This window comes from Synechococcus sp. MIT S9507, assembly GCF_047304715.1.
Classification (GTDB): Bacteria; Cyanobacteriota; Cyanobacteriia; order PCC-6307; family Cyanobiaceae; genus Synechococcus_C.
In genome coordinates, this window is the sequence record NZ_CP138970.1 from 227,242 (window position 1) to 254,088 (window position 26,847).

The following is a 26,847-nucleotide window of genomic DNA, read 5'->3' on the forward strand; positions in this document are numbered from 1 at the left end:
TTGTTTGATCAGATTTGAGGGACCGATCAATTCACTGCGGAAGCGAACAACGCTCCTGACAAAGTTGATCGAGCGAGGCGCGGCTGGTGATCTTCAGCCGATACCGAGCCCAGACGCCATAAAGAATGTCAACCACTGGCCCGATCACTGGCCAGCGGGTTGGCGCGTACAGCCAGCCGAGTCCGATCAGGCGATAAGCCTCGCGAAACACCGCTACATCCGTGAGCACTGTTCCGTCCGCCTGAATGGCATGAATCCTTGCCATCGCCTGGCGATAGCTGATGCCGGACCAGTCCTCTGAAGAGTAATCCTGTGCATCAATGTCAACGAAGCGGATGGACTGATTGCGATCCTTACGACGCAGGAACGTCACCTCGCGAACACAGAGTGGACATCCCCCGTCGTAAAGCAGGGTGAGCTCAGGGTTTGTGCTCATGAATGCCTCACGGAAGGATCTGTTCTAGCCAGCTCAGTCACGAACGTTGGCTGGTGAGCCTTGCCGGGCGACCGCCGCGGCCATGGTCACCACCTGACTGATCGGTCCTACATCGTGGACTCGCACCACGTGGACACCAGCCTCCACAGCCCTGGCGCAGACAGCAGCCGTCCCCCAGATCCTTGCCTTGGCACGGGGCTGGTCAAGAACAGCGCCGATAAAACGCTTCCGAGAAGGTCCAAGCAAAAGTGGAATGCCGTCCTGTTGAAGCTCGTCCAGCTGTCTGATCAGCTGAAGACTCTGGTCTGTGGTCTTCGCGAAGCCAAGACCTGGATCCCAGATCAGCTGTTCCTGGCTCAGGCCTGCCCGGAGAGCTCGGTCGGAGCTGAGCCTGAGTTCCTGCAACACTCCGGCGACAACGCCCTGTTCGCCGTAATCGGTGCAGTCGTCCATGGTTTGACTGTCACCACGACTGTGCATCAGCACATACGGGCAACCAGCATCAGCGACCAGGGACAGCATGGCCGGGTCGCGCCTGCCCCCACTGACATCATTGATCCAGTCGGCACCGGCCTCCAAAGCTGCTCGGGCCACGGATGCCCGAAATGTGTCGACGGAAAGAATCACCTGCGGATGGGCTGCACGAATGGTTTGAAGGCAGGGGAGAAGACGCGACAGCTCTTCTTCCGAACCAACATCCAGAGCACCAGGCCGGGTGCTCTGGGCACCGAGATCCAGCACCTGCGCTCCATCCCGCAGCTGACGTGACGCCTCGTTCAAAGCCAGATCCACCCGATTGAATCGTCCTCCATCACTGAAGGAGTCCGGGGTGAGGTTGATCACCCCCATCACAGCCGGGCGATGGCCCCAGCAGGCGGGATGACGCATGACGAATCAGGCGACTTGATAATTGGCGATGCGGGCGAAGCTTTCAGCATCCAGTGATGCTCCACCCACGAGCACACCATCGATATCACTCATGCTCATGAGCTCATCGATGTTTCCGGGTTTGACCGACCCTCCGTACTGGATGATCAGATCAGGAGCACCAACCCAGCTGCGGATCAGACCACAGATTCGGTTGGCCTCCGACGATTCACAGGTCTTGCCGGTGCCGATGGCCCAGATGGGTTCATAGGCAACCACAAGACGATTCGGATCCAGTCCTTCGAGGCCCTGCTCCACCTGACGCCGGATCACTCGCTCAGCTTCACCGCGGCTGCGCTGTTCATCACTTTCTCCCACGCAGACGATGGGAATCAGTCCATGGGCCTGGGCTGAACGTGCCCGATGGTTGATCTGCTCATCACTCTCACTGAAATACTTACGCGGCTCGCTGTGACCAACGATCGCGTAACGCACTCCATGCTCTTCCAGCATCGATGGAGCGATCTCACCTGTGAATGCGCCCTCGGCTTCCCAGTGCACGTTCTGGCTTGAAATCTCCAGCCGTGATCCTGAAGTGACTTCAGCAGTGGTGCTGATCGCCGTGAACGGAGGCGCAACCACCAACTCACGATCATCAGGCGTATCCGCGATCAGCGGCAGAAACGTGGCCAACCAGTCCCTGGCCTGGGCGCACGTCATGTGCATCTTCCAGTTTCCAGCAATCACCGGTTTGCCCACGCTTGCGTCCTCTGCGGCTCAGCAGCAGCCAACTTACGTTCCTACGGGAGCAAAGTCGTCTCAGATCTTCGTGACGACCGCCTGATCTCCTCCCACATCAACTCGATCCCCGAGCTTGAGCTGACGACCTCGCTGAGTCACAACGCTGTCGTTCACACGCACTTGCCCGCCCTGGATCAACATCTTGGCTTCACCACCGGTGCCGACCCATCCTTGCCATTTCAGGAACTGATCGAGTCGCATCAGCCCAAGAGATCACGAAAGAGCATTGATAGTGTGACGCGATGCTGAAAACCTCCGAGGCAGGATTCCGCAGGCTGCTGCCATTGCTGCGTCCGCATCTGCCCCAACTGAGCCTCGGGCTGGTCTGCATGCTCATTTATGTGAGCAGCTTTCTGTTGCTGCTCAACCTTGCCGGTTCCCTGTTTCCCGCACTGGGTTCGAGAGATCTCGGGAGGGTGCTCGGGTTGATCGGGCAGGGTGTGCTGATATTCGCGATCCAGAAACTGGCTCAGTTCGGTCAGGACTCACTGCTGGCAGGACCAGCTCTGCAGGTGAGCAAGACCCTGCGCAGCGATCTGTTCCGTCGTCTGCAGACTGTTGAACTGGGAGCACTGGAGAAGCTCTCAGCAGGCGATCTCACCTACCGACTGACTGAAGACGCCGATCGTGTCAGTGAAGTGCTGTACAAATCGATTCACGACACACTTCCCAGTGCGCTCCAGCTGCTGGCAGTGCTTGGGTACATGCTCTGGCTGGACTGGAAACTCACGGCTTCCATCCTGCTGCTCGCACCGTTGATCATCTGGCTGATCAGCCTGTTCGGCGCCAGGGTGATGGCGGCCACCGAACGCAGTCAGAAAAAAGTGAGCGAACTGGCCGGTTTGCTCGGAGAAGCCATCGAGGGCCTTCCGCTCGTACGGGCATTTGCAGCGGAGCCCTGGCTTCAAGGTCGATTTGAAGACGAGATTGATCAGCATCGTCAGGCCAGGCACCGCACGTACAGCCTTGTGGCGCTGCAGCATCCGGTGGTGGGCATGATCGAAGTGGTGGGCCTGTTCTCCGTGCTGGGGCTGGCCGCCTGGAGGATTCAGAACGATGGTCTGAGCATTGCCGGCCTGAGCAGCTACCTCACAGGCCTGGTGGTGTTGATCGACCCCATCGCCCATGTCACGAACAACTTCAATGAATTTCAGCAGGGACAGGCTTCGCTGCGACGACTGCGACAGATCGAACAGGAGCCTCAGGAAACTGCGGACCCTGATCCGGCCTTGCCGATTGGTCGGCCGAAGGGTCACCTGAATCTGCATCGCGTCCATTTCGCTTACGGCAATGGCGAACCAGTGCTTCGAGACATCAACCTGACCATCGAAGCCGGACAGGTGGTTGCACTGGTGGGCCCGTCAGGTGCAGGCAAAAGCACGCTGTTCTCCCTGCTGCTTCGCTTCAACTGTGCCCAGTCAGGAGAGATCGAACTGGATGGGAAAAACCTTGCACAAGTGAAAGCGAGGGATCTCAGGCAGCAGATCGCTCTCGTACCCCAGCGAACGAGCGTGTTCTCGGGAAGCATCGCGGAAGCGATCCGTTTTGGGCGGCCGGCGAGTCACGGTCAGCTGATCGAGGCGGCAGGTCTGGCCAATGCTCATGATTTCATCATGGCCCTGCCGGATGGCTATGAGACGAAACTGGAGGAACGCGGCACCAACGTCTCGGGAGGTCAGCTGCAGAGAATTGCCATCGCCAGGGCCGTTCTTGGCAACCCCGCGGTGCTGCTGCTTGATGAAGCGACAAGCGCCCTGGACGCTGAGGCTGAAGCTGCTGTGCAGCTGGGGCTGCGCCAGGCGATGCACGGCCGCACTGTGCTGGTGATCGCCCACCGACTGGCCACGGTGCAGGAAGCCGATCAGATCGTGGTGCTCGACCGTGGTCAGATCAGCGAACGAGGGAGCCACGATCAGCTGATGGCGAACAACGGTCGCTATCGAGATCTGTGCGAACGCCAGATGATTCGCGATGGACGCAGCTAAATTGCGGCCGATTCAGTTTGATGGCAATGACCGCAACACCCGGAGAAAATCCTGTGCTGACCTTCGAGGGCAAGCGCTATGACCTCAATGCACTTCCGGATGATCTGAAGGAATTGGTGCGCGGCATGCAGGTCGCTGATGCTCAGCTGCGGATGCATGAAGACACCCTGAAAGTTCTCGCCGTTGGTCGCCAGTCCATGGCCATGCAGCTGAATGACCGCCTGAAGAACGTCGCCCCGATGCCGGACCAAGGCTGACGAGCAACAGACCGGCAACAATCGACCTCAATAAAAAGCCTCCGGCCGATGGCGGAGGCTTTACATCAAGGGGGGGCAGACCATCCGATCAGTCGGATTGTTCCGACGTGTCAGGGAAGTGATAACGACGGGTGAGTTCAAACACTGTTCCTGACAAGAGAAGCAGCGCAATCAGATTGGGAATGGCCATCAGGCCGTTGAGGGTATCTGCAACACCCCACACCACACCTCGATCACCCACAAGCGAACCGATCACCACCACAGCGACCCAGACGCCCCTGAAAGGAAGGATCGCCTTCACACCGAACAGATATTCGGTGCAGCGTTCGCCGTAGAAACTCCAGCCGAGAACAGTGGTGAAAGCGAAAACGAGCAGGCCGAAGGTGACAATCCAGCCCGAACCGTCCAGCGCCTCATTGAAAGCAGCGATCGACAGCTCTGACCCGGACAATCCTCCCCCGGCAATCCCGCTGACCAGAATCACAAGTGCGGTGAGCGTGCAGATGATCATCGTGTCGATGAAAGTGCCGAGCATCGCCACCGTGCCCTGACGAACGGGATCATCAGTGCGCGCGGCCGCATGGGCAATCGGTGCGCTGCCAAGACCTGCTTCGTTGGAGAAAATGCCCCGTTTGAATCCCATCAGGATGACCTGAGTCAGCGTGCCCGTGGCGGCTGCCTGTCCGGTGAATGCATTGCTGAAAATGCTTGAGAAGGCATCGCCGATGCTGCCGATGTTGGCGATGAGAATGATCAGGCAGGCGAGCACGTAGGCGATCGCCATGAAAGGCACGATCGCTGAGGCGGCCTTTGAAATCCGGCGCACACCTCCGATGATCACGGCAAAGACCAACACCCCAAGAACGAGGGCAGTCAGTTCTCGAGGTACTCCAAGACCGAGAAGAGCACTGGAGACTTCGAAGCATTGAACGCCGTTGCCGATGCCGAAGCCGGCCAGCATTCCGAACAGAGCGAATACACCTCCGAGCCAGACCCAGCGAGGTCCAAGGCCCTTGCTGATGTAATACATCGGGCCACCGACGTGGTTCCCCAGTTCGTCAACCTCGCGGTAGTGGACCGCCAGAACGGCTTCGGCGTATTTGGTTGCGATACCAAAGAAAGCAATCAGCCACATCCAGAACACCGCACCTGGGCCACCGATCGCAATCGCTCCTGCCACACCGGCGATATTCCCTGTGCCGACGGTGGCCGCCAGCGATGTCATCAGTGCCTGGAAGGAGCTGATGTCGCCCTCAGCTCGCGGGTCTGACGGGGCCAGCATCATGCGCACCCCGTAGGAGAGACGCAGGATCGGCATGAATTTCAGTCCGACCATCAGCAAGATGCCGGTGACCGAAATCAGACCCACGGTCGGCCATCCCCAGGCAAAGGCACTGATCGGGCCGTTGATCGCGGTTACGACGCTGTCGAAGCTGTCAGTGTTGCCGGCTGAAACAGACATCACAGTGCGACCAGATCGTTGAACTCAAACACCTGAAGCGTGTCATGTCCGTCGGAATCCTTGGAGCTGATCGCTCGGCGCTCAAGCACCCAGCTGCCGTTTTCCCCAATGGGTACAAAAGTGTCCTCGAACTTACTGGAGGGCCCCTTGGACTCGCCGCTGGCAGGATCCGAATATTGGCTGGAGTAATGACGACTGAGGTATCCGGATCCGGTATCCGTGGTGCTGCCGGTGTGGATCGTGACCACAGTTCCGTGAATATGTCGGTGAACCATGGTCACCACATCATTTTTGATGCGGTAACGATCACCTTCACCCTTTCCTCCAATCAGGACTTCCAGCCCCTCGTCCGTGATGTCACCGGCGGTGAAGGTGTTAGCACCATGGACCTGGTCGAAGGAACGACGGACACGGTGAATCGCGACTTCCCAGAGCTGGGAAGCGATCGCCTTCTCCACCTCGGCATCCTCGATCCCTTCAACCTTGGCCTTCAGATCAGCGCCGATCTGAAAATGTCCTTCAACGCGCCGGTCGCCCTGCTCCCAGACACAACGGCCCCGGTAACCGCCGAATCCTGGCTCCCAGGTGTAGCGGTTCTGATAGGCCGATCGAAAAGCATCCCGGCAGTCACTGCCGGGGGCAACGTCGGGAATACTGGTGACGGTCACGGAAAGACAAGGAAACTTCGGCGACCTTACCGGGACTCGCCCTATCGATGAACATCCTGTAGGGCATGAATATCAAACTTCTGCGATTGAAGCGCTTCAATCCCTTCGACGGCTGACCTTGCTCCGGCAAGCGTGGTCAGGGTGGGTACGGAATAATCCAGCGCGGCTCGCCGCAGGTAGCGATCGTCATAAGCCGCCTGACGACCGATCGGCGTGTTGATCACAAGCTGTACAGCTCCTGAACGGATCAGATCCTCGATGTTTGGCCGCCCTTCATGAACCTTCAGCACCGGTTGCACCTGAAGACCTGACTCATTGAGAGTGGTCGCTGTGCCAGCAGTTGCGGTGAGCGAAAAACCAAGTGCAAGCAAACGCTCGGCCACAGGAACGAGAGCTGGCTTGTCGCGGTCATGGGTGGACAGAAAAACATTGCCCTTGGTTGGCAGTGCCTCCCCAGCGGCAAGCTCCGCTTTGGCGTAAGCCATGCCGAATTGTGGAGCCCACCCCATCACCTCTCCGGTGGAGCGCATCTCAGGTCCCAGCAGCGAATCAGCACCGGGAAAGCGCTTGAACGGCAGAACTGCTTCCTTCACCGCTTGAAGTGGCGGAGAGGGCTCGCGAATGAGACCGATATCCGCAAGGGTCTCCCCCGCCATCAGGCGAGTGGCGATTTTCGCGAGAGGCACACCGGTGGCCTTGGCGACAAATGGCACCGTGCGTGATGCGCGCGGGTTCGCTTCGATGATGAAGACGCGCTCTTCGCCTGAGGAAGTGCGTTGCACAGCGAACTGAAGATTGATCAGACCCTGAACCTCGAGGCGCAGGGCGAGGGCCTCGGTCCAGGAACGGATGGTGTTGAGGGCTTCATCACCGAGCGAAACCGATGGAAGACAACAGGCCGAATCACCTGAATGAATCCCCGCAGGTTCGATGTGCTCCATCAGGCCGCCGATCACCACCACACCATCCCGGTCGCAGAGGGCGTCCACATCCACCTCAACGGCGTTCTGCAGATATTGATCAATAAGCACCGGATGATCCGGCTCCACCTGCACCGCCTCGGTCATGTAGCGATTGAGCTCCAACTCGTCGTAGACGACCTCCATCGCACGACCACCCAGCACGTAGGAAGGACGCACCACCACCGGATATCCCACGGTGCTGGCGACCGCGCGTGCCTCCTGTTCGCTGCGAGCAAGGCCGTTGCGAGGCTGACGAATGTCAAGTTCCCGAAGAATTGCCTCGAACTGCTCGCGATCCTCAGCTCGATCGATGGATTCCGGAGACGTTCCCCAGATACGGGTGCCAGTGGCCTGCCCTGCCGGAGAATTCAGCCAGCGCAGCAGAGGAATCGCCAGTTTGAGTGGAGTCTGACCACCGAACTGAACAATCACGCCTTCGGGGCGTTCAGCCTCAATCACATTGAGAACATCCTCAAACGTGAGAGGTTCGAAATACAAACGGTCACTGCTGTCGTAATCGGTGGAGACCGTTTCGGGATTGCTGTTGAGCATCACCGTGGCGAAGCCACGATCCTGCGCGGAGAAGGAGGCATGGCAACAGCAGTAATCAAATTCGATGCCTTGACCAATCCGATTGGGGCCACCCCCAAGGATCATCAGTTTGCGCCTGTTGTCCTCTGACACCTCCGACGCCGGGGGCTGAATCGTCAGGATTCCATCTGCATCCAGATGGAACCACCGTCGCTCATAGGTTGAATAGTGATAGGGAGTCGACGAGGCGAATTCAGCCGCACAGGTGTCGACGGTCTTGAACACGGGGAGAACGCCGAGTTTCAGCCTCGCTTCGCGTACTTCAAGCTGATCCGACGATGTGAACCAGGCAATCTGACAATCGGAGTATCCGAGCTGTTTGAGCCTGAGAAAATCCTCAGCGCTTATTTCCGACAACTGCCGATCATTCAACAGTTCCGATTCCGTGTTGATCAGCAGGCGCAGCTTGGCCAGAAACCATGGATCGATGCGGCTGAGCGCGTGAATCTGCTCATCCGTGCGTCCCGCAATCATGGCGGCACGAACAAAGAGGATTCGTTCCGGCGAGGGCGTCCGCAGGGAGCGATCGAGTTCAGCTGGCGTGATTTCCGGCTCAGCTCGATCTCCGCCCCAGCCTGCTAGGCCGGTCTCCAGTGAGCGCAATGCTTTCTGGAATGACTCCTCAAAACAACGTCCGATGGCCATGGCCTCACCGACGGATTTCATGGCCGTGGTGAGCACCGCAGGAGAGCCCCTGAATTTTTCAAAGGCGAAGCGGGGGACCTTGGTGACGACATAATCGATCGTCGGCTCGAAGCAGGCGGGAGTCTTGCCTGTGATGTCATTGAGGATTTCGTCGAGTGTGTATCCCACCGCGAGACGGGCCGCGATCTTCGCGATTGGGAATCCTGTGGCCTTGCTCGCCAGAGCAGAGGAACGGCTGACACGTGGATTCATCTCGATAACCACCACTTCGCCATCGGCCGGATTGATGGCGAACTGGATGTTGCTTCCGCCTGTTGCCACTCCGATTTCGCGGATGATGGCGATGGACTGGTCTCTCAGCCGTTGGTATTCGCGATCCGTAAGGGTCTGAGCTGGGGCAACGGTGATCGAATCACCGGTGTGGACACCCATGGGATCAAGGTTCTCGATGCTGCAGACGATCACCACGTTGTCGGCGAGGTCACGCATCACCTCCAGTTCGAATTCCTTCCAGCCCAGAAGCGACTGTTCGATCAGGATCTGCGAAACGGGGCTGGCATCGATTCCGGTTTTGCAGATCGAGACGTATTCCTCAGGGTTGTAGGCGATCCCACCACCACTGCCACCGAGAGTGAAGGCGGGGCGGATGATCCTGGGATAGGTCCCGATTGCCGCTCCAACGGCTTCGGCTTCCTCCATCGACGAAGCGATTCCAGAAGGACAGACCTTCACACCGATCCGTTCCATGGCCTGCTTGAACAGCAGACGATCTTCCGCTTTTCTGATCGCCTGCAGATCGGCACCGATGAGCTCGACCCCGAATCGTTCCAGTGTTCCGTTCTCAGCAAGAGTGACAGCCAGATTGAGAGCGGTCTGACCTCCCATCGTGGGAAGCAGTGCATCGGGTCGCTCCTGTTCGATCACCCTCGCGACCACCTCAGGAGTAAGCGGTTCCACATAGGTGCGATCCGCCATGTCCGGATCGGTCATGATCGACGCCGGATTGGAATTCACCAGTACGACTTCATATCCCTCGGCGCGAAGTGCTTTGCACGCCTGAGTTCCTGAGTAATCGAACTCACAAGCCTGCCCGATCACAATCGGACCCGAACCCAACAGAAGAATGCGACGAAGATCATTCCGCCGGGGCATGGGCGTTCTCCTCAGCGGCCAAACCTTCTGAGTCTCCCACGCAGCCCCATGTCCACTTGCGACTGTTCAGCGGCAGGTGACTGGCAGTCGCTAGCGTTGGGGGTCAGGAGAACAAGCGACAATCATGAGTGAGCTCCAGCGTCTGAAAGGGTTGCTCCCCCCGGAGATGCAGAGCTGGGTGTTCGTTGAGGCAGCTGCTGCCGTGGAGCCTGCTTTGATCACTCTTGAGGAAATCGGCAGGGACGAGGTTGAGATCCAGGTTGATCTCGACGCCTGGGACAACCTCGCTCTCGACCACCGCAATCTGTTGTTCTGGCATGAGGTGGGCCGGATTCAGAACGACACCATTCCACGCGATGGCTGGGAAATGGCAGCCCTTGCCATCGGCCTTGGCGGAGCCATCGGCGAACTCTGGGTGCAGGACGGTCTGCTGTTGTTCATGGCTCTGGGTCTGTCGGGATTCGCCGGTTACCGCCTCTACCTGAAGAACAATGCGGAGAAGCGGCTTCGTGATGCGATCTCGGCTGATGAGAGAGCCATCGATCTGGCCTGTCGTTTTGGCTACAGCGTCCCGAATGCTTACAAAAGCCTTGGCGGCGCTTTGAAAGACCTCATCGAAAAAACGAGAAAGAAGAAAAAACGCAGCTTCTACGAAGACCGGCTGGAAGCATTACGCAAGAGTGCAGGGAAGGCTCGCGCTGAAATGGCGCAGCAACAAGGATCCCGTCAGTCCGTCACCAGCGAAAATGTCTATGGATAGCGAGCAGCTCGCGGAACTCGCAGCCGACGCATGCGACGACCGTAAGGCGGTGGATATCCAGCTCATTCGAGTGGATGAGGTCTCAAGTCTGGCCGATTGGATGGTGATTGCCGGCGGCCAAAGCGATGTTCAGGTCAGAGCGATTGCACGATCCGTTGAGGATCGGATTGAGGATGAGCTCAACAGACTCCCCCTTCGCAAGGAAGGAGTCAACGAAGGTCGCTGGGCTTTGCTGGATTACGGCGAACTTATCGTGCACGTGCTCCAGCCGGGTGAACGTAGTTACTACGACCTTGAAGCATTTTGGAGTCACGGGGAACGTCGTCCCTACCTAACGTCCAAAGCTGTTGTCGATTGACAGGCAGCCCGGCATGGCATCGAGCATCCCCTGCCCTGTTCCACCTGAGCAGAGACCTCAGGAGGAATTTGCTCAATTCAGTCGTTCCTGGTTTTTTGCCTGGCCCTGCACAGCGCAGGTTTCTCTGGACAGGGCCCTGCTGATCAGCTGGTTGCTGATTGCACCGATCACCGTTCTGGTGGCCAGTGGCAGCTGGACTCTGCGCCACGATCCAGTGCGTTTGCTGCTGGCCGGAGGAGTTGGTGCTCTTGTGATGCCGATGCTGCTGCTGGTCAGACAGTGGCTTGGCTGGACCTATGTCCACAAACGCCTGTTGTCCGAAAAAGTGGAATACGAGGAATCTGGCTGGTACGACGGCCAGGTGTGGGAAAAACCGGTGTCCTGGAGGGAACGTGATCTCCTGCTCGCTCAGCATGAAGTCAGACCGATCCTCGGCCGCCTAGGCAGGGCGATGGCCCTTGTCACTGGCCTGATGCTGGGTGGAGCCAGCATCTGTCAGGCTCTCTGAAGCACAGAATCATCAGGGCATGTCGATCCCATCGGGTTACCGCGGCTCGGCGCGCTCCCTGAGTACAGCGCCTCTGGAAGTCCGGCTGCGGCGAGGGTCCTCGATCGAATCCACCCACACTGTGCATGCCGTTGTCTGCGACAGCCGCGGCCGTGTGCTGATGAGAGCCGGACAACCAGACTTCGAAACCTTCATTCGCTCGGCGCTCAAACCCTTCCAAGCGCTGCCACTGATCAGCAGCGGCGCATCCGAAACCTACAGCTGTGGTGAACGTGGCATCGCCATCAGCTGTGGGTCCCACTCAGGCACAGCTGGTCATGCGCGTGAAGCGTTCAGAATGCTGTGGAATGCGGAGCTGGAGAGCAGCAACCTGCAGTGCCCCGTTCCTTCGGGTTGTTCAAGCCCTCTTGAACACAACTGCTCGGGCAAGCATGCAGCATTTCTGATCACAGCCCGAAAAATGGGATGGCCGATCGAAACCTACCTCCAGGGAGATCACCCTCTGCAGCAGGAGATTTCACGGCGAGTGGCGGAACTGCTTGGACTGCCCCCGGATGAACTGGTTGCTGAACGCGATGACTGCGGCGCACCCACACTGCGCCTTCAGCTTGATCAGATGGCGCTGCTGTTCGCCCATCTCGGATCTTCTGCCCATGCGGAACTGGAACAGATCAGCCGGGCGATGCTGGCCTACCCCGAATTGGTGGCTGGAGAGGGGCGCTTCGATACGGAATTGATGCGACGGTCCCATCATCAGGTGATCAGCAAAGGGGGTGCCGAAGGGATTCAGTGCCTGAGCCGTACAGGTGAAGGCCTGGGCGTGGCCATCAAGGCTGAAGATGGCGCCAGACGAGCCAAACAGGCCGTGGCTCTGCATCTGCTGCGTCAGCTCGACTGGATGACGCCCAGTGGACTGAAGGAACTCGAGGAGCAGCTGCTGATCCTCAACCCTGGTGTTCATCTTGATGTGGAGGGTGAGCTGCGCACCTCCTGACCACAATTTAGTGGTGTCTTCGATCACCAAGTTGTATGATTAATAGGCCGACGCGGGGTAGAGCAGTCTGGTAGCTCGTCGGGCTCATAACCCGAAGGTCGGGAGTTCAAATCTCCCCCCCGCCACCACATTCAAGAGCTCCGTGAAAGCGGAGCTTTTTTATTGAATTTGCTGATCTCAAGTCGGCAAACGGCTTGCTTTAAAAGCAATGCCTGCGTTGGGAAAGCGAATTCAAAATGTTGCTGATGAAAGCAGCACTCCTGTTGCAGATCGACCCGATATTGCAGGCGAAATTCATGCTGACAGCCTCCATAAGCGACAAAAATTTAATGGCTAATATTAGGTAAAAATTCATCACTATTCACGAAATAAGCACGCCTGAATCAAGCATTTTCCACTGATTCAACGGCTAACTGAATCAAACCAGGAATCTTTTCCATCTGATCTGCTGACTCGCAGCAGGTTCACCGATCATCTTAATGACACCTGTCAGAGGCACAGACATTCACACCAGCTCTCGCAGCATCGACGTGAAGCAGAACCGCAAGGCAACCCCCAACCCAGCGCGTCATGGCCAAAACCATGCTGGGAGTCATGGTCATTATCCAGAGCTGCAGTGCCCATCGGAAACTATCTGTTGGTCATCGTGATGCTGTGCCTTTGAATCCGTTCGAAGCGATTGTGATTGGGTCAGGTGCCACAGGCGGGGTGGCCGCAATGACCCTCGCTGAAGCAGGACTCCGGGTTCTGGTTGTGGAAGCAGGTCCCAATCGATCGATCGCTGAAGCCTTCGGCCGAGAACCGGGCAACAGCGTCAAACGAGCCGAGGGTCTGCTCAGCGGACGCCACCGACGTCAGGCCAGACACCCCGGCTACTGGAAACAGAATCCCGACCTGTACGCGGATGAGCGCCAGTACCCCTACAGCACACCGGATGATCAACCCTTTCTGTGGACGCAGGGCCGGCAGGTTGGCGGCCGCAGTCTCACCTGGGGAGGCATCACTCTGCGGCTCTCTGACTACGAATTCCAAGGCGCTGATCAGGATGGGTACGGCCAGAACTGGCCCATCACTCATGCCGATCTCGATCCTCACTACAGCGCACTCGAGCAGCTGTTTGAAGTCCGTGGAGGGCGGGATGGTCTTGAGCAGCTCCCTGATGGTCGGACAGCACCGGCGATACCGTTCATGCCTGAGGAGGAGCGGTTCCGAGAGCTGCTGACCAAGGAACGCGGCATCCCCTTCATTCATTCACGGGGATTTGAGGCCCACCAACGCAGTGAGACCTCCCTCTGGCCGAGATCGAGCAGCAATGGCTCCAGCCTTCAACGTGCTCTCGCCACGGGTCGGGTGGAAATTCTCTCCAATTCCATGGCGGAACGGCTGGACATGGATCCAGCAGGCGAACGAGCCAGCGCTGTTGTTGTGGTGAATCGCAGCACTGGAGAGCGTCAGCGACTGGAATGCAATCTTGTTGTGGTCTGCGCCTCAACGATCGCCACGCTCCGCTTTCTGTTGCAGTCCGAGAGACAGGCAATATCCGGTGGGTTCAATGATCCCTCTGGCCTCCTTGGGAAGGGGGTGATGGACCACGTGTCCTGCTGTCGGTTCTTCTCGGTCGCCAGCGAAACCGGACGCGGTGCGGCTCAGCAATCCGACCCATCCAGCACGCTTTCAGGAGCAGGCAGCTTCTTTTTACCGTTTGGCAATGCCCCAGAGGTCTGCGCTGGTCGCCCCTTTCTACGCGGCTATGGGATCTGGGGGGCCATCAACCGATTCGATCCACCCTGGTGGCTCAAACGCAATCCAGACAGGCGACTTGGCTTTCTGATCGGCCACGGCGAGGTGCTTTCAGACATCAGGAATCAGGTTTGCCTCTCCGAACGCTGCGATCCACTGAACGTACCGATGCCCCACATCAGCTGCCGGTGGAGAGCTAACGAAAACGCCATGGTGCGAGACATGCAGGACACGATTGAGGACTGCATCAACGTTGCCGGAGGTGTAACAACCTCACTCGCAGATCAACTCAACCTTCCCCTGGTGAAGCCTCTTGTTGGCAAGGCCCTCGCCGCTCAGGAGGATGCACCTCCTCCCGGTTACTACATCCACGAGGTTGGAGGAGCGGCCATGGGAGCCAGTGAGGAGCACAGCGTTGTTGATCGCTGGAACCGTCTCTGGCGCTGTCCCAACGTGCTGGTGGTGGATGGAGCCTGTTGGCCCAGTTCAGGCTGGCAAAGCCCGACACTCACAATGATGGCGATCACCCGCAGAGCTTGCCAGGCGGCCGTTACGCCTGGGAGCGACTGAAAAGATCATCGAGATAGCGCTCGGTGACAGCGCGCTCGGAACAGCCGTTCTGGAACAGGAACTGCGCCAACGCCGAGCTCATCACCTGGTATTGATCCCAGGCCGGATTGGATCCTATGAAGGCTTTCAGGCCCTGGTAGAGAACCTCAGGGATTTCAGCCTCAAGGCTCACGAATGGTGATTCACCATCAGCGGACAAGGCCTGCTGCGAATCCATGCAGCGTTCCAGGTGATTGCGATTCATCCGCGCTTCAGCGTCCCAGTTCAAGCAACAGAAAGCCACACAAAGGGGTCGATCGTCAAAGCGCTGAACAGACTGCCGCCGAATATTAATCTCAAACGAGACTCATTGCGGCGCAGAGGATTGCCCCTCAAAAAGAATCCAGATCACAAGTCAGTGGTCGAGCGGGGGCTGCTGTCAAGTCACGAAAAGCACCGGAGTCCAAAACCACAGCTTCAGCCCCAAAGCGACTGACGACAGGAAATGGCAGTGGAAAACCATCCTGGACCTGTGGAAAAGCCGGACCTTTCTCCACACTCCAGCGACACATCAGCCACGCTTATGCAGCTCAGTCTCGCAAGACTCAGGCAAGACAGAGACGTCTGAGCACGTCGTTTCAACTGAATTGCTTCAGGTTTGAGGATCGGTCGCCTGCTGTGATACGAGCCGACGCAGCGTGATTGGCCCAAGCGGGTGTTCAGCGTGGGGGTAGGGATGATGCCCATGGTCATGGCTGTGATGTTCATGGCTCTGATGGTCATGGCTGTGACCGTGGGCATGCTCATGGTCGTGAGGGTGGACACCGCCCACAGGGATTGGAATGCCGTTGGGTTGACAAACTCCGGTGCACTCCCTTTCACAAAGAGCGCAAGCTTCCGTAAGCCCCTCGACGTGGTGGTGATGACTTGATTGGTCAAGGCCCACTTCCTGTTCAAAACCCAGTACCTGAGCCCTGTATTTGCAGAGAGAGCAGTTCATGGGGGCTTCACCGCCCATCACCTCCTGAACCCGCTCCATGAAGGTGTCCAGAACGAAGCTGTGATCACCCAGGTAGGAGGCGTTGACAAAGTCAATATCCGGATGGTCGTCCGCAACCCGTTCGGTGTGTTGCCGGATGCGGCTGACCAACACTCCGGAAAACAGAAAATAGGGAAACACGATGATGCGCTTGAACCCAAGCTTCACCACATGACGCAGCCCGGGTTCCACCAGTGGAAACGTGACTCCCGAATAAACGGTTTCTCCCCAGCCGAAGCCAAAACCCTCCACCAACATCCTGGTGACCTTGGCAACGTTGGAATTGGCGTCCGGGTCGGAGGAACCACGTCCGACAACCACAAGCATGGTGTCGGAGTGGTCAACACTGGATGTCCTGTTCAGAGCCTCCTGAATCCGAGCTCCTGCCGCGGCGATCATCAGCCTGTCCACGCCGAGTTCACGGCCGTAGTCGATCTCCAGTCCGGTTTCAGCGCTGTACGTGTTGAGAACGGAAGGGATGTCGTTCTTGGCGTGTCCGGCGGCAAACAACATCGCCGGCACGGCAATCACCTTGACGACGCCCTGCTCGCGCAGCCTTTCCAGGCCATCTCTCAGGATGGGCCGTGCGAATTCCAGAAACCCATATTCGACCGGCAATCCCGTAAGACGCTCTTTGAGTCCGTTGGCCAGCCCCTCAAACTCGGCAACCGCCAACCGGTTGCGACTGCCATGACCACAGATCAGAACTCCATGTTTGGTTGCAGCAGGAGCAACGATCTGCTGGGTCACACGTGCGGTGCATCTGTATCAAACCTATTCGCGGCCGTAAAACAAAGACCATGAATCCGCTTGCGAGTGACGCAAAAACCCTCGGTTGCCTGACTCCCGGGCCGGAGCTGTTGAAACAGCTGATGTTGCAACCGCTCGCCTCAACACCCCTGCGGGTTTGCTCAGGAGGAAGCACCAGTCGCTGCGCAGGCAACGGCTGCTGGACCGTGGATCTGCGACGACATCGGGAAGTCAGCTATCACCAGGACTCAATGGAGGTCGAGTTCGGCACCGGTCTGTCGATGGGCGAGCTGCTGCTGAGCTTGCGAGCATCTGAGCGCAGCATTCCCATTGGACTCTCCGGCCTGACCGGAAGCGGCTTCATCCTCACAGGAGGGATGGGTCCCCTGAGCCGCTTGCAAGGACTTGCTCTGGATTCCATCACCGCAATCGAGGGAATCTGGGGGTCTGGTGTGCCCTTTGCCCTTCAGAAGGATCAAACAACAGAGGGTGACCACCGCTGGCGGGGCCTGATGGGTGCATCCGCTTTCCTGGCTGTCGTGACGCGTCTACGTCTGCGCACGCAACGACGCCAACCGCTGCGCGTACGCCATGGCTTGATCGATCCGTCACAACTGCCAGAGCTGATCAACATCGCGGAGGGCTGGCCTGAAACCTGCAGCCTGCAGTGGAACTGGGGCGACAGGTTGGAGATCTATGCGGTGGACTGCAGCTCCGAACAGCCCACACCACAAACGCTGAAAGACCTTGACCCCATCCTTGGAACAGGTCAGCAGGCTGTGATCCAACACTGCATGGATCAACTTGAGCAACCGACTTTTGGCCGTCTCGCCTCTGAAACCACTGATTCCATACCGTTTCACAGCGAAGTGGTCGCACGGTTGGGGCCAGCTATGGGGCCGGAGGCAGGGCCGTTGATGCAGCTCCTGAGCTCGCGGATGCAGGAGAGACCGCATCGCGGATGCCGCATCAGTGCTCAGCAGCTGGGTGGTGCGACAACAAGAATCGGCCGCAGGAGCACATCGTTCATCCACCGAGACTCCGTCTGGAAACCCTGGATCACAGCGGCCTGGACTCCAGGAGATCAAGCCGAGCGACAACAGAGCCTTCAGTGGATGCATCAGGTGAGTAAAGACTTCAGCACGACATGCCCTGGGGTGCATCTCGCGCAGCTGCATGACCACCTGCCCAGCCACCAAAGCGAACTGGTTGATGCCTTCGGCGAGTGGTTACCGGAACTGCGCCAACTCAAGAGCGAACTGGATCCGCAAGGACGATTGCCACCGCTCTGAACTACGGTCCCAGCACTCAACAGATGATTGATGGCCTCAGGATCCGTGCCCCGGCACTTGAATCTCGGCTTCGGTAACCCAAGCAAGGATCTGCTGTCAGGTCTCGTCGTGGCCTTCGCGATGATTCCGGAGGCGATTGCGTTCTCCGGCATTGCCGGAGTGGATCCGCAGGTCGGCCTGTTTGGTGCCTTCCTGCTTTCAATCACGATCGCTTTCGTGGGTGGGCGCTCGGCGATGATCACCTCAGCCACCGGCTCCACAGCGCTGTTGATGACCGGTCTTGTCGCAACCGGAGAGGCGCGCGGTGAAGGGCTGGGATTGACCTACCTCCTGGTCGCGGGGGTCGTGACAGGAATCCTGCAGATTCTCTGGGGCTGGCTGCGTCTGGCGTACCAGATGCGTTTTGTGCCGCTTGGGGTGCTCAGCGGCTTTGTGAACGCACTGGCACTGCTGATCTTCCAGGCACAGTTTCCCCAGCTGGGCATCAACTTGCACTTCGGAGAAACGACGGAGGTGAGCGGCCATGCCCATGATCTTCTGCCTCACGGCAATCAGCTGCCAATCATCTGGGGACTGGTGCTGCTGGGTCTGGTGATCATCTACGGATTGCCGCGCCTGACACGACTGGTGCCATCACAACTCGTGGCCATCATTGTTTTGACGGGGATCTCAATCGGTTTCAACTTCGATATCCCCACCGTCAGCAGCCTTGGCGACCTTCCAACCGGACTACCGGTACCGAGCTGGCCCTTTGGTTCGCCTGACAACTTCAAGGTGCCCTTCAATCTCGAGACCCTGGGAATCGTGCTGCCGACGGCGTTAGCCATTTCACTGGTCGGCCTGATGGAGACCTTCCTCACGCAGGACATTCTCGATGACCGCACTGACAGCAACTCCAGCAAAAATGTGGAAGCCAGAGGTCAGGGCATCGCCAACATCGTGTCCTCTCTTTTTGGCGGTATGGCGGGCTGTGCCTTGGTTGGTCAGTCGGTGATGAACATCGACAACGGCGGACGCACCCGACTGTCCACACTTTTTTCAGGGGTCAGTCTGCTGGCGATGATTCTGCTGGGTCGGCCATGGCTCGAACAGATTCCCATGGCAGCGCTGGTGGCGGTGATGATCAGCATCGCAGTGAGCACAGCTGATATCGCTGGACTTCGCAGCATCCGAGTCATCCCCAAAAGCGACACAGCTGTGATGCTGATGACCTTCGCTGTCACAATGCTCACGACTCCGCACAATCTGGCCCTTGGAGTGATCGCAGGCGTAGCGCTGGCAGCCATTCTCTTTAGCCGCAAAGTGGCCAAGGTGATCCGTGTTGATGCTGTGGATGTGAATGAGGAGATGCGTCGCTATGTCGTGAATGGACAATTATTTTTCGTCAGCAAGATTTATTTTCTGCAGGGGTTTGACATGCATGACCACCCCAATCAGATCACGATTGATATGTCTGCAGCTCATGTTTGGGATCAAAGCGGTGTGAGTGCACTGAACCAGGTCATTCGCAAGCTTCAGCAAGGTGGGTCCAATGTTGAGGTGCTGGGATTGAATGAGGAAAGTCTTAATCTGTTCGAACGAATTGGATCTCAGCCAGAGGGAAGTCATGGCTGACATGCAGAAGCCTTGAGGACTGCCATTGGAGCCCATTCATCAAACTGATTCAAGGATTGTTGTTGTAAAGCAAACCAAGGCAGGCAGTGAAGTCATTGCGCATTCCTTTTAAGCGCTGCTTAATCAGCTCGTCGCTTGGATGCTCCTGCAGGTAGCGCTCGGTCACATCATTGCCAATGCTCATTACCAAACAAAGTGTCTGAAGATCATTTTCTCTACAGCACGCAGCCTGGCACCCTCCAGCATTACTTTGAGCAGTGCCATCTTGTTGTTGTATGCCTGTCGATCAGACTGCTGCCAACTCAAAACAGGAGAACCAACAGCTGAGATGACAAGCAGCAGTGCAAAGAGCGATCTCGTTCGTAACCGAAACATCTTTCGGTAGTTGTTCAACATCCTCTTGACCGTAGAGATTCTTGCCAAAGAAGGCAGAGATTGATCTCAGAACACTCGAAGCTCTGACAAAATTGCCCCTCACAGACCACTGGCATGACCAAGCGCCGTTCACTTGTTGCTCTCCTTTCCATCGGCCTGGCAATGTCAGCCTGCGCATCTCTCGGTGAAGGCAGCGCTTCCCGAATTGACCTGATTAAGAAGAGAGGTGAACTGCGTTGTGGAGTCAGCGGCAAGATCCCAGGTTTTAGCTTTCTTCAGAGAGATGGCCGCTATGCCGGCCTGGATGTGGATCTCTGCAAGGCCTTTGCTGCAGCGATCATGGGTGACCCCAACAAGGTGCAATACAGGCCGTTAACGGCGCCGGAACGATTCACAGCGTTGAAAACCGGTGAAATCGACCTTCTCTCCCGAAACACAACCTTCAACCTCAGCCGTGATGCCTCAGGAGGCAATGGCGTGACCTTTGCACCCGTGGTTTTCCACGATGGGCAGGGATTATTGGTGCGGAAGAACAGCGGAATCCGCAGCCTTGCAGATCTCAAAGGTCAGTCAATCTGTGTGGGCTCTGGAACCACAACCGAACAGAACCTCAACGATGCATTCCAATCACTCGGACTTCCCTACAAACCGATCAAGTACCAGGATCTCAACCAGGTGGTTGCTGGATATCTCCAAGGACGCTGCCAGGCAATGACCTCAGACCGGTCCCAGCTGGCATCAGCCCGTTCGGGCTTCGAGCGACCTGAAGAGCATGAAATTCTGACGGACGTTCTCAGCAAAGAACCGCTAGCTCCCTTGTCATCCGGTGGAGATCAACAGCTTTCCGATGCGATGCGCTGGGTGGTTTATGGCCTGATCACTGCTGAAGAAATGGGAATCACTCAAGCCAACGTGGACGACAAGCTGCAGGAAGCCCGCGAGAATCCCGATCTCACAAAGTTGAGACGATTTCTTGGCATCGAAGGCGATCTAGGCACCAAGCTTGGGCTCAGTAATGATTTCGTGGTGAACGTGATCAGAGCGACCGGCAATTACGGCGAGATTTACAACCGACATCTGGGGCCAGACAGCGCTGTTCCCATCCCACGGGGTCTCAATCAGCTCCATCGCGATGGGGGCGTCATCACTGCACCTCCATTCCAATGAAACGGCAGCGATCTCGCTGGCTGGAACTACTCCTGGTGGTTGTGGTTCTCACCCTTGTGGGAATTCTGGTTAACAACCTGGCCGTGAATCTGATCCGCACAGGACTTGGCCTGAGCTTTGAATGGCTGTGGCAACCAGCAGGATTTGCACTCAGCGAACACACACTTCCCTACCAACCTGGTGACAGCACAGCCTGGGCTCTGCTGGTGAGCTGGCTGAACAGCCTTCGGGTGATTGCCTGCAGCATCGTGTTTGCGACAGTGCTTGGTGTTGGTGCTGGCGCAGCCAGACGCAGCCTCAATCCTCTGTTGCGTCAGCTCGCGGGGTTGTATGTGGGCTTGATCCGCCAGATTCCACTGCTCTTGCAGCTGCTGTTCTGGTATTTCGTGGCTTTTTTAGGGCTTCCCTCTGAGCCTTTAGCTCCCATTGGTGCTCTTATACGTCTGTCGAATCAGGGCGTCAGCATCCTGGGGCTCACTCTGAGCGTGGAATTCTCTGCCGTTCTGGTGGGTCTAAGTGTCTTCACTGGTGCAGCAATCGCTGAGGTGGTTCGTGGTGGGCTCGACTCGGTACCGCGGGGACAATGGGAAGCCTTCCGCAGCCTTGGCATCGGCGAAGCCCTTGGACTGAGACGAGTTGTTTTGCCCCAGGCTTTACCGGCAATTCTTCCCGCACTCAGCAGTCAATATCTGAATCTGGCCAAAAACAGCACTTTGGCAATCGCTGTTGGATATGCCGATCTCTATGCCGTGAGTGATACGACAATCACCCAGACCGGCCGTGCCATCGAAGGATTTCTGATTCTTCTGCTGAGCTTTCTGGCCCTCAATCTGCTGATCAACGGAGGGATGCAGCTGCTCAATCGAATCGTGGTTCATCCAGCACAACGGACGTAACATCCACGAATCACTTCTCGGCCCATGAATTCCCGTCGCATCGCCGCAGTGCTGCTGATGATCGCCGCAGTTGCGGCGATTTTGCTGCCATTTGCATCAGCCACGCTTCTCACAATCGGACTTGGTGGTGTCGCATTCGCCGCTGGTATCGGTCAGTTTCTCCGACTTGGTGATGAAACCAGTAACCAAGGAAAACTGTTTCGTGTTCTGTCGGCACTGCTGTACGTCGGCGGCGCAATCTTCATCCTGGTTGATCCAATCGATAGTGAAGTCAGCCTCACCCTCTTTGCTGGTATCTTGCTGCTCGTTGAAGGTGTGATGGAGCTTGCCTCCGGTGCCAGTGCATCCGGTCCAGTCCGCGGTCTCAGCGTCATTGATGGCTTACTCACCAGCCTCATTGGTGTTCTACTGGTAATGGAGTGGCCTTTCGACAGCCTCTGGGCGCTGGGGACACTGTTCGGTGTTGCCCTCTTGATGTCCGCACTCAACCTGTTCAATTCACCAACGGAACAGCCTGGGAACTGATGAGCGGGTCCCGAACTACGTATCGGAAGCGACTTCTCCAGGCAAGACGTCATCCACTCCAAACCCTGCTCAGCGTGGTGATCCTGGCCGTGATTGCTTGGATCATCTGGTCAACGGGCTCCTGGCTAATTCTCGGAGCTGACTGGTCTGTCATTACAGAGAATCTGCCGCTGTTCGCCGTTGGGGCCTATCCCGAAAACGAGCGCTGGAGACCCTTACTTTGGCTTGCTCTTCTCTGCCTGATAACGGCAGTCACCTTGCTTCGACCACTAATCGCCTCCAAATGGCGCATTAGTGGTTTAGCGCTCTCATGGGGCTGGCTCGCCATGCTGCCCATTGGCTTGGTCTTGCTCGCTGGAGGAGCAGGGCTGCAGGCGGTGACCTCAAGGAACTGGGGTGGTCTGACCCTGACGCTGATGCTGACGGGCTTTAGCGGTTTACTGGCTCTGCCTTTGGGAATCCTCCTGGCTCTGGGGCGCAGAAGCAAACTGGCCCTGCCACGCCATCTCTGCCGCGTTTACATCGATGGGTTGAGAGCCGTTCCGTTGATTGCCGTGCTCTTTTTTGGGCAACTGCTACTTCCCTTATTTCTGCCGGTCGAGATCGAGATCAATCGTGTGCTCCGAGCCGTCTTGGCTTTCGCACTCTTCGCAGCCGCCTATGTAGCCGAGGATGTTCGTGGAGGTTTACAGGCCATCCCAAGCACCCAACTCGAGGCGGCTGCGGCACTGGGGCTGGGCCCATGGCAGATCCAACGACTGGTATTGCTCCCCCAGGCACTGCGAGTGGCAGTGCCGGCACTCACCAATCAAGCCATAGGCCTGCTTCAGAACACCAGCTTGATGGCCATTCTTGGTCTGGTGGAGCTGCTGGGAATCAGCCGCAGCCTTCTGGCCAATCCGGCTTATATCGGCCGGCACCTCGAGACCTACATCTGGCTTGCAGGGTTGTATTGGCTGGTGTGCACCGCTATGGCTCTCATGGCTCGCCAGCTTGAACGTCAGGGCCCCTCATCCGCCACTTCAGCCATCCCCTCATGACCATTGCTGTCAGAGCCCAATCAATCACCAAAAGCTTCAACGGGTCACAAAAAGCCCTCGATCAGGTGGACCTCAGCGTGAAGCACGGCGAAGTGCTGGTGGTGATGGGGCCATCCGGTTCCGGCAAAAGCACGCTGATTCGCACATTCAACGGACTTGAAGCGATCGATTCCGGGCAGCTGGAGATCGTCGGCATCCCGCTGGATACGGATCAAGATGAACGCCAGATCCGACGGATTCGACGCCGGGTGGGAATGGTCTTCCAACAATTCAATCTGTTTCCGCATCTCTCAATCCTCGACAACATCACCCTCGCGCCGATCCGGGTCAAAAAGATCAGCAAAATCAACGCAGAAGAACGGGCTCACGGTCTGCTGGCACAGATGGGCATCGCCGATCAAGCGATGAAATATCCAGCTGAACTGAGTGGGGGACAGCAACAACGGGTAGCGATTGCCAGAGCGCTGGCCATGGATCCAGAGCTGATGCTGTTTGACGAGCCCACCAGTGCACTTGATCCCGAAAGGGTCAAAGAAGTACTGGATGCAATGCGCCGGCTTGCTGCCGATGGCATGACGATGATTGTCGTGACCCATGAACTGGGATTCGCCCGTGAAGTGGCCGACCGGGTGTTGTTCATGGACGCAGGCCGGGTGGTGGAATTGAGCGACTCAACCACGTTCTTCACCCAGGCAAAAGAGGAACGAAGCCGTCGTTTTCTCAATCAGATGAAGCACTAGATCGTCAAGCCAGTCTTGGCCTCACAGCTTCTAATTCGGAAGGTGGCAGAGAGCCAATTGTTTGTGCGAAGTGATCTCTGCTGGATGAAAAATAACCGCCAAAGCCAAGGATCAAAGAGAGATTAAGGCTGAGTCAAATCGTCCCCAACACTGGGAGATTTTGCAATAAGAAGGAATGGGTAGATTAGCTGCCGTTAGTCATCACCAAGCCTGGAACGATTCAGCCTTGGCAACAGTGAAGGTGGTCCAATCTGTTCCATTGTGAAATGTTGGCCGTAGCTGATCGTTGGTCTCTCAGAGAAAAAGCGTCTTCGCTTGGGAGCCCAGACACGTCGGACTGTGCAGAGAATCAAGCTGCGGCAATGGAGCACAACGCGCACGGCTTGGATCTGCCACTCCGGAGCGGGCGGCCAGTTCAAACTGCTGAGCGTTTCTGGTTCTAACAAACTGCGCATGATGGAACGAAGCCATCGGTGCAACACTGCAGGCCACGGAGCCAGCAACATGGCCACCGTGGCTTCTGCGACGCGCTGGTTGCTTTCAGCGCTGGCAAACAATTCAACATTGGCGCGCTGATTGAGCTCCATCATTTGCCGCAAACTGCGTGGGCGTTGCTCAAGATTCATCAGGCTGCCCACATGATCCCAGAACAAAAACAAAGCCTCTTGTTCAATAGGTTGCAGAGCTCTCCAGCCGTAACTCTCGATCCAGCGAATCGGTTCGGCCACGAAGCCGGAGAGCACATAGGCGTAATCCTCCTGGCGAATGGCATAGGTGGCGTGAATCCGATTGAGGCGTTGGATGATGGCTTGCCCCCTAGGGGTATCAGGACCAAGCCGCACCAGTTCTGCCACGATTAAGGCTGTGTCGTCGTAACGCTTACGAGGACGTTGTTCAAACTCACCGGTCTGGTGCAGTAAGCCTGAAATCGAAGGCAAACAGAAGGTCTTAAGCAAGGCCAGTTCCAGTGCCCGGTTCATGTCCCATGGGAAAAGCAATCCCACCAGATCGCGACATCGCTCCAGGACGATTGGATCCAAGGTCTTCTCCGTTTGTTGACCGGAGACTGGTTCTGATCCAGAACTTGTCATGGATGCTTTCTTGGCTGAAGGGTTGTTCTACGCTTTCCAGCCTTGGACTTGCAAGCTGAAGACCAGGGAGCTGATGATCGGAGCTCAGTCTTTAACGCTTGCACGACGTTCCAACTTGTCCCTTTGAAACAAGCGAATGCTCGCTTGGATGGGAGCAGTCTGCCGGACTGATGTCTTAGGGCTCGCTTAACGACCACTCGTAATGGTTGACGTAAGCGGCTGCCAAAGCAGCGGTGTCCTCCAAAATCCGATAGTGAAATTTTTTTCCATCGAAGAGAATGCATTACAGAGCCCATCCGGATTGGAATAGCCGACCTGTTTGTTTCACGTGGTGCTGCTTGGTGCCGTACCCAAACGCGATTTAGTCGATTGCGAGCATTGAGCGCACTGCAACCGCTTCCGTGTTCAACAACTCGCGGAGTGTTGCAAAGAACTTGCGAACACCATCATGGCCATGAAATTTGCCGTAAATGGAAACATTTGATGGTGCTTGAACTTCGAGCTTGACATCATCGGTCGTGAGCTTGATGGCGCCGACAATGCCGCCATCGACTACACATTGAAAAAAGTGGTCAATGATAGTGTCAGACATTCCTCGAGTTCCATCTGAGTGAATTTAATCTGGACGAAGAATGCTCGGGTTGCGGTGAAGCATATAGCACGCACAAACAATTAATTATAAATCCAAACATTCAGAGACTGCATCTGCCATAACCTTACCCAATAATTGATGTTGGTTTGCATCCAAATGGATGCCATCGATAGCGCTGGCATTGGTGACATTTCCCGCATTAAAATAATGCACTGAGTGTTCATTAGCCACTTTTTGAAGTTCATTCGCCAACCCTACACAGCGTTTTTCTGCCCCCTCGAATTTTCTGGCAATCACTCCTTTGGGCTGAATGATCGGCGGTGGAGCGACGACCATGATGTCGGGAACGGGCATAACGGGCTCTATAGGTGCGTGCCGAACTATTTGGATCAGCTTTGCTGTTCCCTGTGCAGATAACCAAGCATTATTGTTGTGCGTACATTGAAAATCATTTGAGCCCAACATCAAAATCACCAGCTTCAGTGGTGACATCATTTCAATGACTTGAGCTAGTCCTTGCGATCCATCTCGCCCTTCCTTGAAGGGATCACTCCATGCCGTCCTACGACCATTGAGACAGTTTTCTATAACCCTGACTTTTTTTCCGGCCTCAGTCAGTGAATGTTCAAAAACACCAGGCCACCGCTTTTCAAACGATAAACGCTCTCTGGAGTCTGGGATAATTCCCCAGGTTAAGCTATCCGAATAGATCAAGATTTGATGCATGATGTTGATAGCGGTTGTCTTCTGAATGGTATAGATGGTTCTGATTACGATGCCGCAACATGTGGCTGCACCTGTGAACCGCGCAGTTCTACGAAGTTTGGCGCCTGTTGGATCACTGTGGAGGCATGGCTCAATAAGATCCTGCTCCAATTTAGTCATGGTTCATGGGCCCGTTCACCCAAGCTTCAGCCTGGGCTATGGAGACGAAGCGCGCTCAAGCATGTCAGATATCTGATTGATCGGGAAATGGCTATTACCAACACGC

Annotated in this window: 27 protein-coding genes and 1 tRNA gene; 15 read left to right on the forward strand and 13 right to left on the reverse strand. The window is 56.7% G+C overall.

The features are described 5' to 3' along the window. Positions 1–31: 31 nt before the first annotated feature. The 4 genes from SIB83_RS01190 to SIB83_RS01205 are packed head-to-tail and all read right to left on the reverse strand — an operon-like array spanning position 32 to position 2,305. The gene (locus SIB83_RS01190) at positions 32–436 is read right to left on the reverse strand and encodes a thiol-disulfide oxidoreductase DCC family protein (protein ID WP_413403049.1); all 405 of its coding nucleotides are present in this window, start codon (positions 434–436) and stop codon (positions 32–34) included. Between the two features lie 33 nt (positions 437–469). Beyond that, positions 470–1,324, reverse strand: a complete 855-nt coding sequence (gene folP / locus SIB83_RS01195; RefSeq protein ID WP_413403051.1) for a dihydropteroate synthase — start codon at positions 1,322–1,324, stop codon at positions 470–472. 6 nt (positions 1,325–1,330) lie between these two features. Beyond that, positions 1,331–2,062, reverse strand: coding sequence for a triose-phosphate isomerase (gene tpiA, locus SIB83_RS01200; RefSeq protein ID WP_413403053.1), 732 nt, complete (start codon positions 2,060–2,062; stop codon positions 1,331–1,333). 60 nt (positions 2,063–2,122) lie between these two features. Next, on the reverse strand, positions 2,123–2,305 hold the full coding sequence (locus SIB83_RS01205) for an RNA-binding S4 domain-containing protein (RefSeq protein WP_413403055.1): 183 nt from the start codon (positions 2,303–2,305) through the stop codon (positions 2,123–2,125). Positions 2,306–2,346: 41 nt separating this feature from the next. On the opposite strand from SIB83_RS01205, the gene SIB83_RS01210 reads away from it, so the two are divergent. Continuing rightward, positions 2,347–4,089 carry an ABC transporter ATP-binding protein gene (locus SIB83_RS01210; RefSeq protein ID WP_413746530.1) on the forward strand — a complete coding sequence of 581 codons (1,743 nt, stop codon included), beginning with the start codon at positions 2,347–2,349 and terminating at the stop codon, positions 4,087–4,089. A gap of 26 nt (positions 4,090–4,115) precedes the next feature. Next, on the forward strand, positions 4,116–4,346 hold the full coding sequence (locus tag SIB83_RS01215) for a DUF6447 family protein (RefSeq protein ID WP_413746531.1): 231 nt from the start codon (positions 4,116–4,118) through the stop codon (positions 4,344–4,346). An 88-nt stretch (positions 4,347–4,434) separates the two neighbouring features. On the opposite strand, the gene SIB83_RS01220 is transcribed toward SIB83_RS01215, so the two are convergent. Genes SIB83_RS01220 through carB form a run of 3 tightly spaced genes read right to left on the reverse strand, consistent with a single transcriptional unit; the run spans position 4,435 to position 9,826 of the window. Next, positions 4,435–5,808, reverse strand: a complete 1,374-nt coding sequence (locus SIB83_RS01220) for an alanine/glycine:cation symporter family protein (RefSeq protein ID WP_413746532.1) — start codon at positions 5,806–5,808, stop codon at positions 4,435–4,437. Then, complete coding sequence (locus tag SIB83_RS01225; RefSeq protein ID WP_413403059.1) at positions 5,808–6,476, reverse strand: DUF3386 domain-containing protein; 669 nt, start codon at positions 6,474–6,476, stop codon at positions 5,808–5,810. The genes SIB83_RS01220 and SIB83_RS01225 overlap by 1 nt, the downstream gene beginning before the upstream one ends. Before the next feature lie 41 nt (positions 6,477–6,517). Beyond that, on the reverse strand, positions 6,518–9,826 hold the full coding sequence (carB, locus tag SIB83_RS01230) for a carbamoyl-phosphate synthase large subunit (RefSeq protein ID WP_413403061.1): 3,309 nt from the start codon (positions 9,824–9,826) through the stop codon (positions 6,518–6,520). Between the two features lie 124 nt (positions 9,827–9,950). Between carB and SIB83_RS01235 the strand changes: the two genes are divergently transcribed. The 6 genes from SIB83_RS01235 (at position 9,951) to SIB83_RS01260 (ending at position 14,756) form a co-directional block, all read left to right on the forward strand. Beyond that, positions 9,951–10,586: a DUF3318 domain-containing protein gene (locus tag SIB83_RS01235; protein WP_413746533.1), complete on the forward strand. Its 636-nt coding sequence runs from the start codon at positions 9,951–9,953 to the stop codon at positions 10,584–10,586. Continuing rightward, positions 10,579–10,944 (forward strand): ribosome silencing factor, encoded by a 366-nt coding sequence (rsfS, locus tag SIB83_RS01240; protein WP_413747248.1) that lies wholly within the window; start codon positions 10,579–10,581, stop codon positions 10,942–10,944. The genes SIB83_RS01235 and rsfS overlap by 8 nt, the downstream gene beginning before the upstream one ends. A 13-nt stretch (positions 10,945–10,957) precedes the next feature. Beyond that, positions 10,958–11,452, forward strand: coding sequence for a CGLD27 family protein (locus SIB83_RS01245; RefSeq protein ID WP_413403065.1), 495 nt, complete (start codon positions 10,958–10,960; stop codon positions 11,450–11,452). Positions 11,453–11,471: 19 nt separating this feature from the next. Beyond that, on the forward strand, positions 11,472–12,446 hold the full coding sequence (locus SIB83_RS01250) for an asparaginase (protein WP_413746534.1): 975 nt from the start codon (positions 11,472–11,474) through the stop codon (positions 12,444–12,446). A gap of 51 nt (positions 12,447–12,497) precedes the next feature. Beyond that, a tRNA-Met gene (locus SIB83_RS01255) sits at positions 12,498–12,574 on the forward strand. Positions 12,575–13,100: 526 nt separating this feature from the next. Continuing rightward, positions 13,101–14,756 (forward strand): GMC oxidoreductase, encoded by a 1,656-nt coding sequence (locus SIB83_RS01260; RefSeq protein WP_413747249.1) that lies wholly within the window; start codon positions 13,101–13,103, stop codon positions 14,754–14,756. On the opposite strand, the gene SIB83_RS01265 is transcribed toward SIB83_RS01260, so the two are convergent. Continuing rightward, positions 14,737–15,000: a DUF2811 domain-containing protein gene (locus tag SIB83_RS01265; protein ID WP_413746535.1), complete on the reverse strand. Its 264-nt coding sequence runs from the start codon at positions 14,998–15,000 to the stop codon at positions 14,737–14,739. The two genes, SIB83_RS01260 and SIB83_RS01265, sit on opposite strands and share 20 nt — an antisense overlap. A 387-nt stretch (positions 15,001–15,387) precedes the next feature. Beyond that, positions 15,388–16,524: a sirohydrochlorin chelatase gene (locus SIB83_RS01270; RefSeq protein WP_413746536.1), complete on the reverse strand. Its 1,137-nt coding sequence runs from the start codon at positions 16,522–16,524 to the stop codon at positions 15,388–15,390. A gap of 50 nt (positions 16,525–16,574) precedes the next feature. On the opposite strand from SIB83_RS01270, the gene SIB83_RS01275 reads away from it, so the two are divergent. Both SIB83_RS01275 and SIB83_RS01280 read left to right on the forward strand, forming a co-directional pair. After that, positions 16,575–17,816, forward strand: coding sequence for an FAD-binding protein (locus tag SIB83_RS01275; protein WP_413746537.1), 1,242 nt, complete (start codon positions 16,575–16,577; stop codon positions 17,814–17,816). A 30-nt stretch (positions 17,817–17,846) separates the two neighbouring features. After that, positions 17,847–19,430 carry a SulP family inorganic anion transporter gene (locus tag SIB83_RS01280; protein ID WP_413746538.1) on the forward strand — a complete coding sequence of 528 codons (1,584 nt, stop codon included), beginning with the start codon at positions 17,847–17,849 and terminating at the stop codon, positions 19,428–19,430. Between the two features lie 49 nt (positions 19,431–19,479). Here SIB83_RS01280 and SIB83_RS01285 read toward each other — a convergent pair whose 3' ends face one another. After that, on the reverse strand, positions 19,480–19,614 hold the full coding sequence (locus tag SIB83_RS01285) for a hypothetical protein (RefSeq protein WP_413403075.1): 135 nt from the start codon (positions 19,612–19,614) through the stop codon (positions 19,480–19,482). 305 nt (positions 19,615–19,919) lie between these two features. On the opposite strand from SIB83_RS01285, the gene SIB83_RS01290 reads away from it, so the two are divergent. Genes SIB83_RS01290 through SIB83_RS01310 form a run of 5 tightly spaced genes read left to right on the forward strand, consistent with a single transcriptional unit; the run spans position 19,920 to position 24,173 of the window. Continuing rightward, positions 19,920–20,972 carry an amino acid ABC transporter substrate-binding protein gene (locus SIB83_RS01290; protein WP_413746539.1) on the forward strand — a complete coding sequence of 351 codons (1,053 nt, stop codon included), beginning with the start codon at positions 19,920–19,922 and terminating at the stop codon, positions 20,970–20,972. Then, positions 20,969–21,868: an ABC transporter permease subunit gene (locus SIB83_RS01295; RefSeq protein WP_413403078.1), complete on the forward strand. Its 900-nt coding sequence runs from the start codon at positions 20,969–20,971 to the stop codon at positions 21,866–21,868. The genes SIB83_RS01290 and SIB83_RS01295 overlap by 4 nt, the downstream gene beginning before the upstream one ends. A 24-nt stretch (positions 21,869–21,892) precedes the next feature. Further along, complete coding sequence (locus SIB83_RS01300; RefSeq protein WP_413746540.1) at positions 21,893–22,393, forward strand: HdeD family acid-resistance protein; 501 nt, start codon at positions 21,893–21,895, stop codon at positions 22,391–22,393. Next, on the forward strand, positions 22,393–23,433 hold the full coding sequence (locus SIB83_RS01305; protein ID WP_413746541.1) for an amino acid ABC transporter permease: 1,041 nt from the start codon (positions 22,393–22,395) through the stop codon (positions 23,431–23,433). Before SIB83_RS01300 ends, SIB83_RS01305 begins: the two co-directional genes overlap by 1 nt. Continuing rightward, a complete protein-coding gene (locus SIB83_RS01310) occupies positions 23,430–24,173 on the forward strand; it encodes an amino acid ABC transporter ATP-binding protein (RefSeq protein WP_413746542.1) in 744 nt (247 codons plus the stop codon). Before SIB83_RS01305 ends, SIB83_RS01310 begins: the two co-directional genes overlap by 4 nt. 194 nt (positions 24,174–24,367) lie before the next feature. On the opposite strand, the gene SIB83_RS01315 is transcribed toward SIB83_RS01310, so the two are convergent. The 3 genes from SIB83_RS01315 to SIB83_RS01325 form a co-directional block, all read right to left on the reverse strand. Beyond that, entirely contained in the window at positions 24,368–25,213 is an 846-nt protein-coding gene (locus tag SIB83_RS01315; protein WP_413746543.1) for a DUF2236 domain-containing protein, read from the reverse strand. 412 nt (positions 25,214–25,625) lie between these two features. Beyond that, positions 25,626–25,856 carry a hypothetical protein gene (locus SIB83_RS01320; protein ID WP_413746544.1) on the reverse strand — a complete coding sequence of 77 codons (231 nt, stop codon included), beginning with the start codon at positions 25,854–25,856 and terminating at the stop codon, positions 25,626–25,628. Between the two features lie 84 nt (positions 25,857–25,940). After that, positions 25,941–26,732, reverse strand: a complete 792-nt coding sequence (locus tag SIB83_RS01325; protein ID WP_413746545.1) for an SGNH/GDSL hydrolase family protein — start codon at positions 26,730–26,732, stop codon at positions 25,941–25,943. Positions 26,733–26,847: the final 115 nt, after the last annotated feature.

Excerpts from the sequence above, each read along its gene's own strand:
- SIB83_RS01215 (WP_413746531.1), top strand. The coding sequence starts at position 4,116 with ATGACCGCAACACCCGGAGAAAATCCTGTGCTGACCTTCGAGGGCAAG.
- SIB83_RS01295 (WP_413403078.1), top strand. The coding sequence starts at position 20,969 with ATGAAACGGCAGCGATCTCGCTGGCTGGAACTACTCCTGGTGGTTGTG.
- SIB83_RS01290 (WP_413746539.1), top strand. The coding sequence starts at position 19,920 with ATGACCAAGCGCCGTTCACTTGTTGCTCTCCTTTCCATCGGCCTGGCA.
- SIB83_RS01205 (WP_413403055.1), bottom strand. The coding sequence starts at position 2,305 with ATGCGACTCGATCAGTTCCTGAAATGGCAAGGATGGGTCGGCACCGGT.
- SIB83_RS01245 (WP_413403065.1), top strand. The coding sequence starts at position 10,958 with ATGGCATCGAGCATCCCCTGCCCTGTTCCACCTGAGCAGAGACCTCAG.
- SIB83_RS01300 (WP_413746540.1), top strand. The coding sequence starts at position 21,893 with ATGAATTCCCGTCGCATCGCCGCAGTGCTGCTGATGATCGCCGCAGTT.
- SIB83_RS01220 (WP_413746532.1), bottom strand. The coding sequence starts at position 5,808 with ATGTCTGTTTCAGCCGGCAACACTGACAGCTTCGACAGCGTCGTAACC.
- SIB83_RS01190 (WP_413403049.1), bottom strand. The coding sequence starts at position 436 with ATGAGCACAAACCCTGAGCTCACCCTGCTTTACGACGGGGGATGTCCA.
- carB (WP_413403061.1), bottom strand. The coding sequence starts at position 9,826 with ATGCCCCGGCGGAATGATCTTCGTCGCATTCTTCTGTTGGGTTCGGGT.
- SIB83_RS01305 (WP_413746541.1), top strand. The coding sequence starts at position 22,393 with ATGAGCGGGTCCCGAACTACGTATCGGAAGCGACTTCTCCAGGCAAGA.
- folP (WP_413403051.1), bottom strand. The coding sequence starts at position 1,324 with ATGCGTCATCCCGCCTGCTGGGGCCATCGCCCGGCTGTGATGGGGGTG.
- SIB83_RS01265 (WP_413746535.1), bottom strand. The coding sequence starts at position 15,000 with ATGAATCGCAATCACCTGGAACGCTGCATGGATTCGCAGCAGGCCTTG.
- SIB83_RS01320 (WP_413746544.1), bottom strand. The coding sequence starts at position 25,856 with ATGTCTGACACTATCATTGACCACTTTTTTCAATGTGTAGTCGATGGC.
- SIB83_RS01275 (WP_413746537.1), top strand. The coding sequence starts at position 16,575 with ATGAATCCGCTTGCGAGTGACGCAAAAACCCTCGGTTGCCTGACTCCC.
- SIB83_RS01310 (WP_413746542.1), top strand. The coding sequence starts at position 23,430 with ATGACCATTGCTGTCAGAGCCCAATCAATCACCAAAAGCTTCAACGGG.
- SIB83_RS01280 (WP_413746538.1), top strand. The coding sequence starts at position 17,847 with ATGGCCTCAGGATCCGTGCCCCGGCACTTGAATCTCGGCTTCGGTAAC.
- SIB83_RS01285 (WP_413403075.1), bottom strand. The coding sequence starts at position 19,614 with ATGAGCATTGGCAATGATGTGACCGAGCGCTACCTGCAGGAGCATCCA.
- SIB83_RS01235 (WP_413746533.1), top strand. The coding sequence starts at position 9,951 with ATGAGTGAGCTCCAGCGTCTGAAAGGGTTGCTCCCCCCGGAGATGCAG.
- rsfS (WP_413747248.1), top strand. The coding sequence starts at position 10,579 with ATGGATAGCGAGCAGCTCGCGGAACTCGCAGCCGACGCATGCGACGAC.
- SIB83_RS01250 (WP_413746534.1), top strand. The coding sequence starts at position 11,472 with ATGTCGATCCCATCGGGTTACCGCGGCTCGGCGCGCTCCCTGAGTACA.
- SIB83_RS01210 (WP_413746530.1), top strand. The coding sequence starts at position 2,347 with ATGCTGAAAACCTCCGAGGCAGGATTCCGCAGGCTGCTGCCATTGCTG.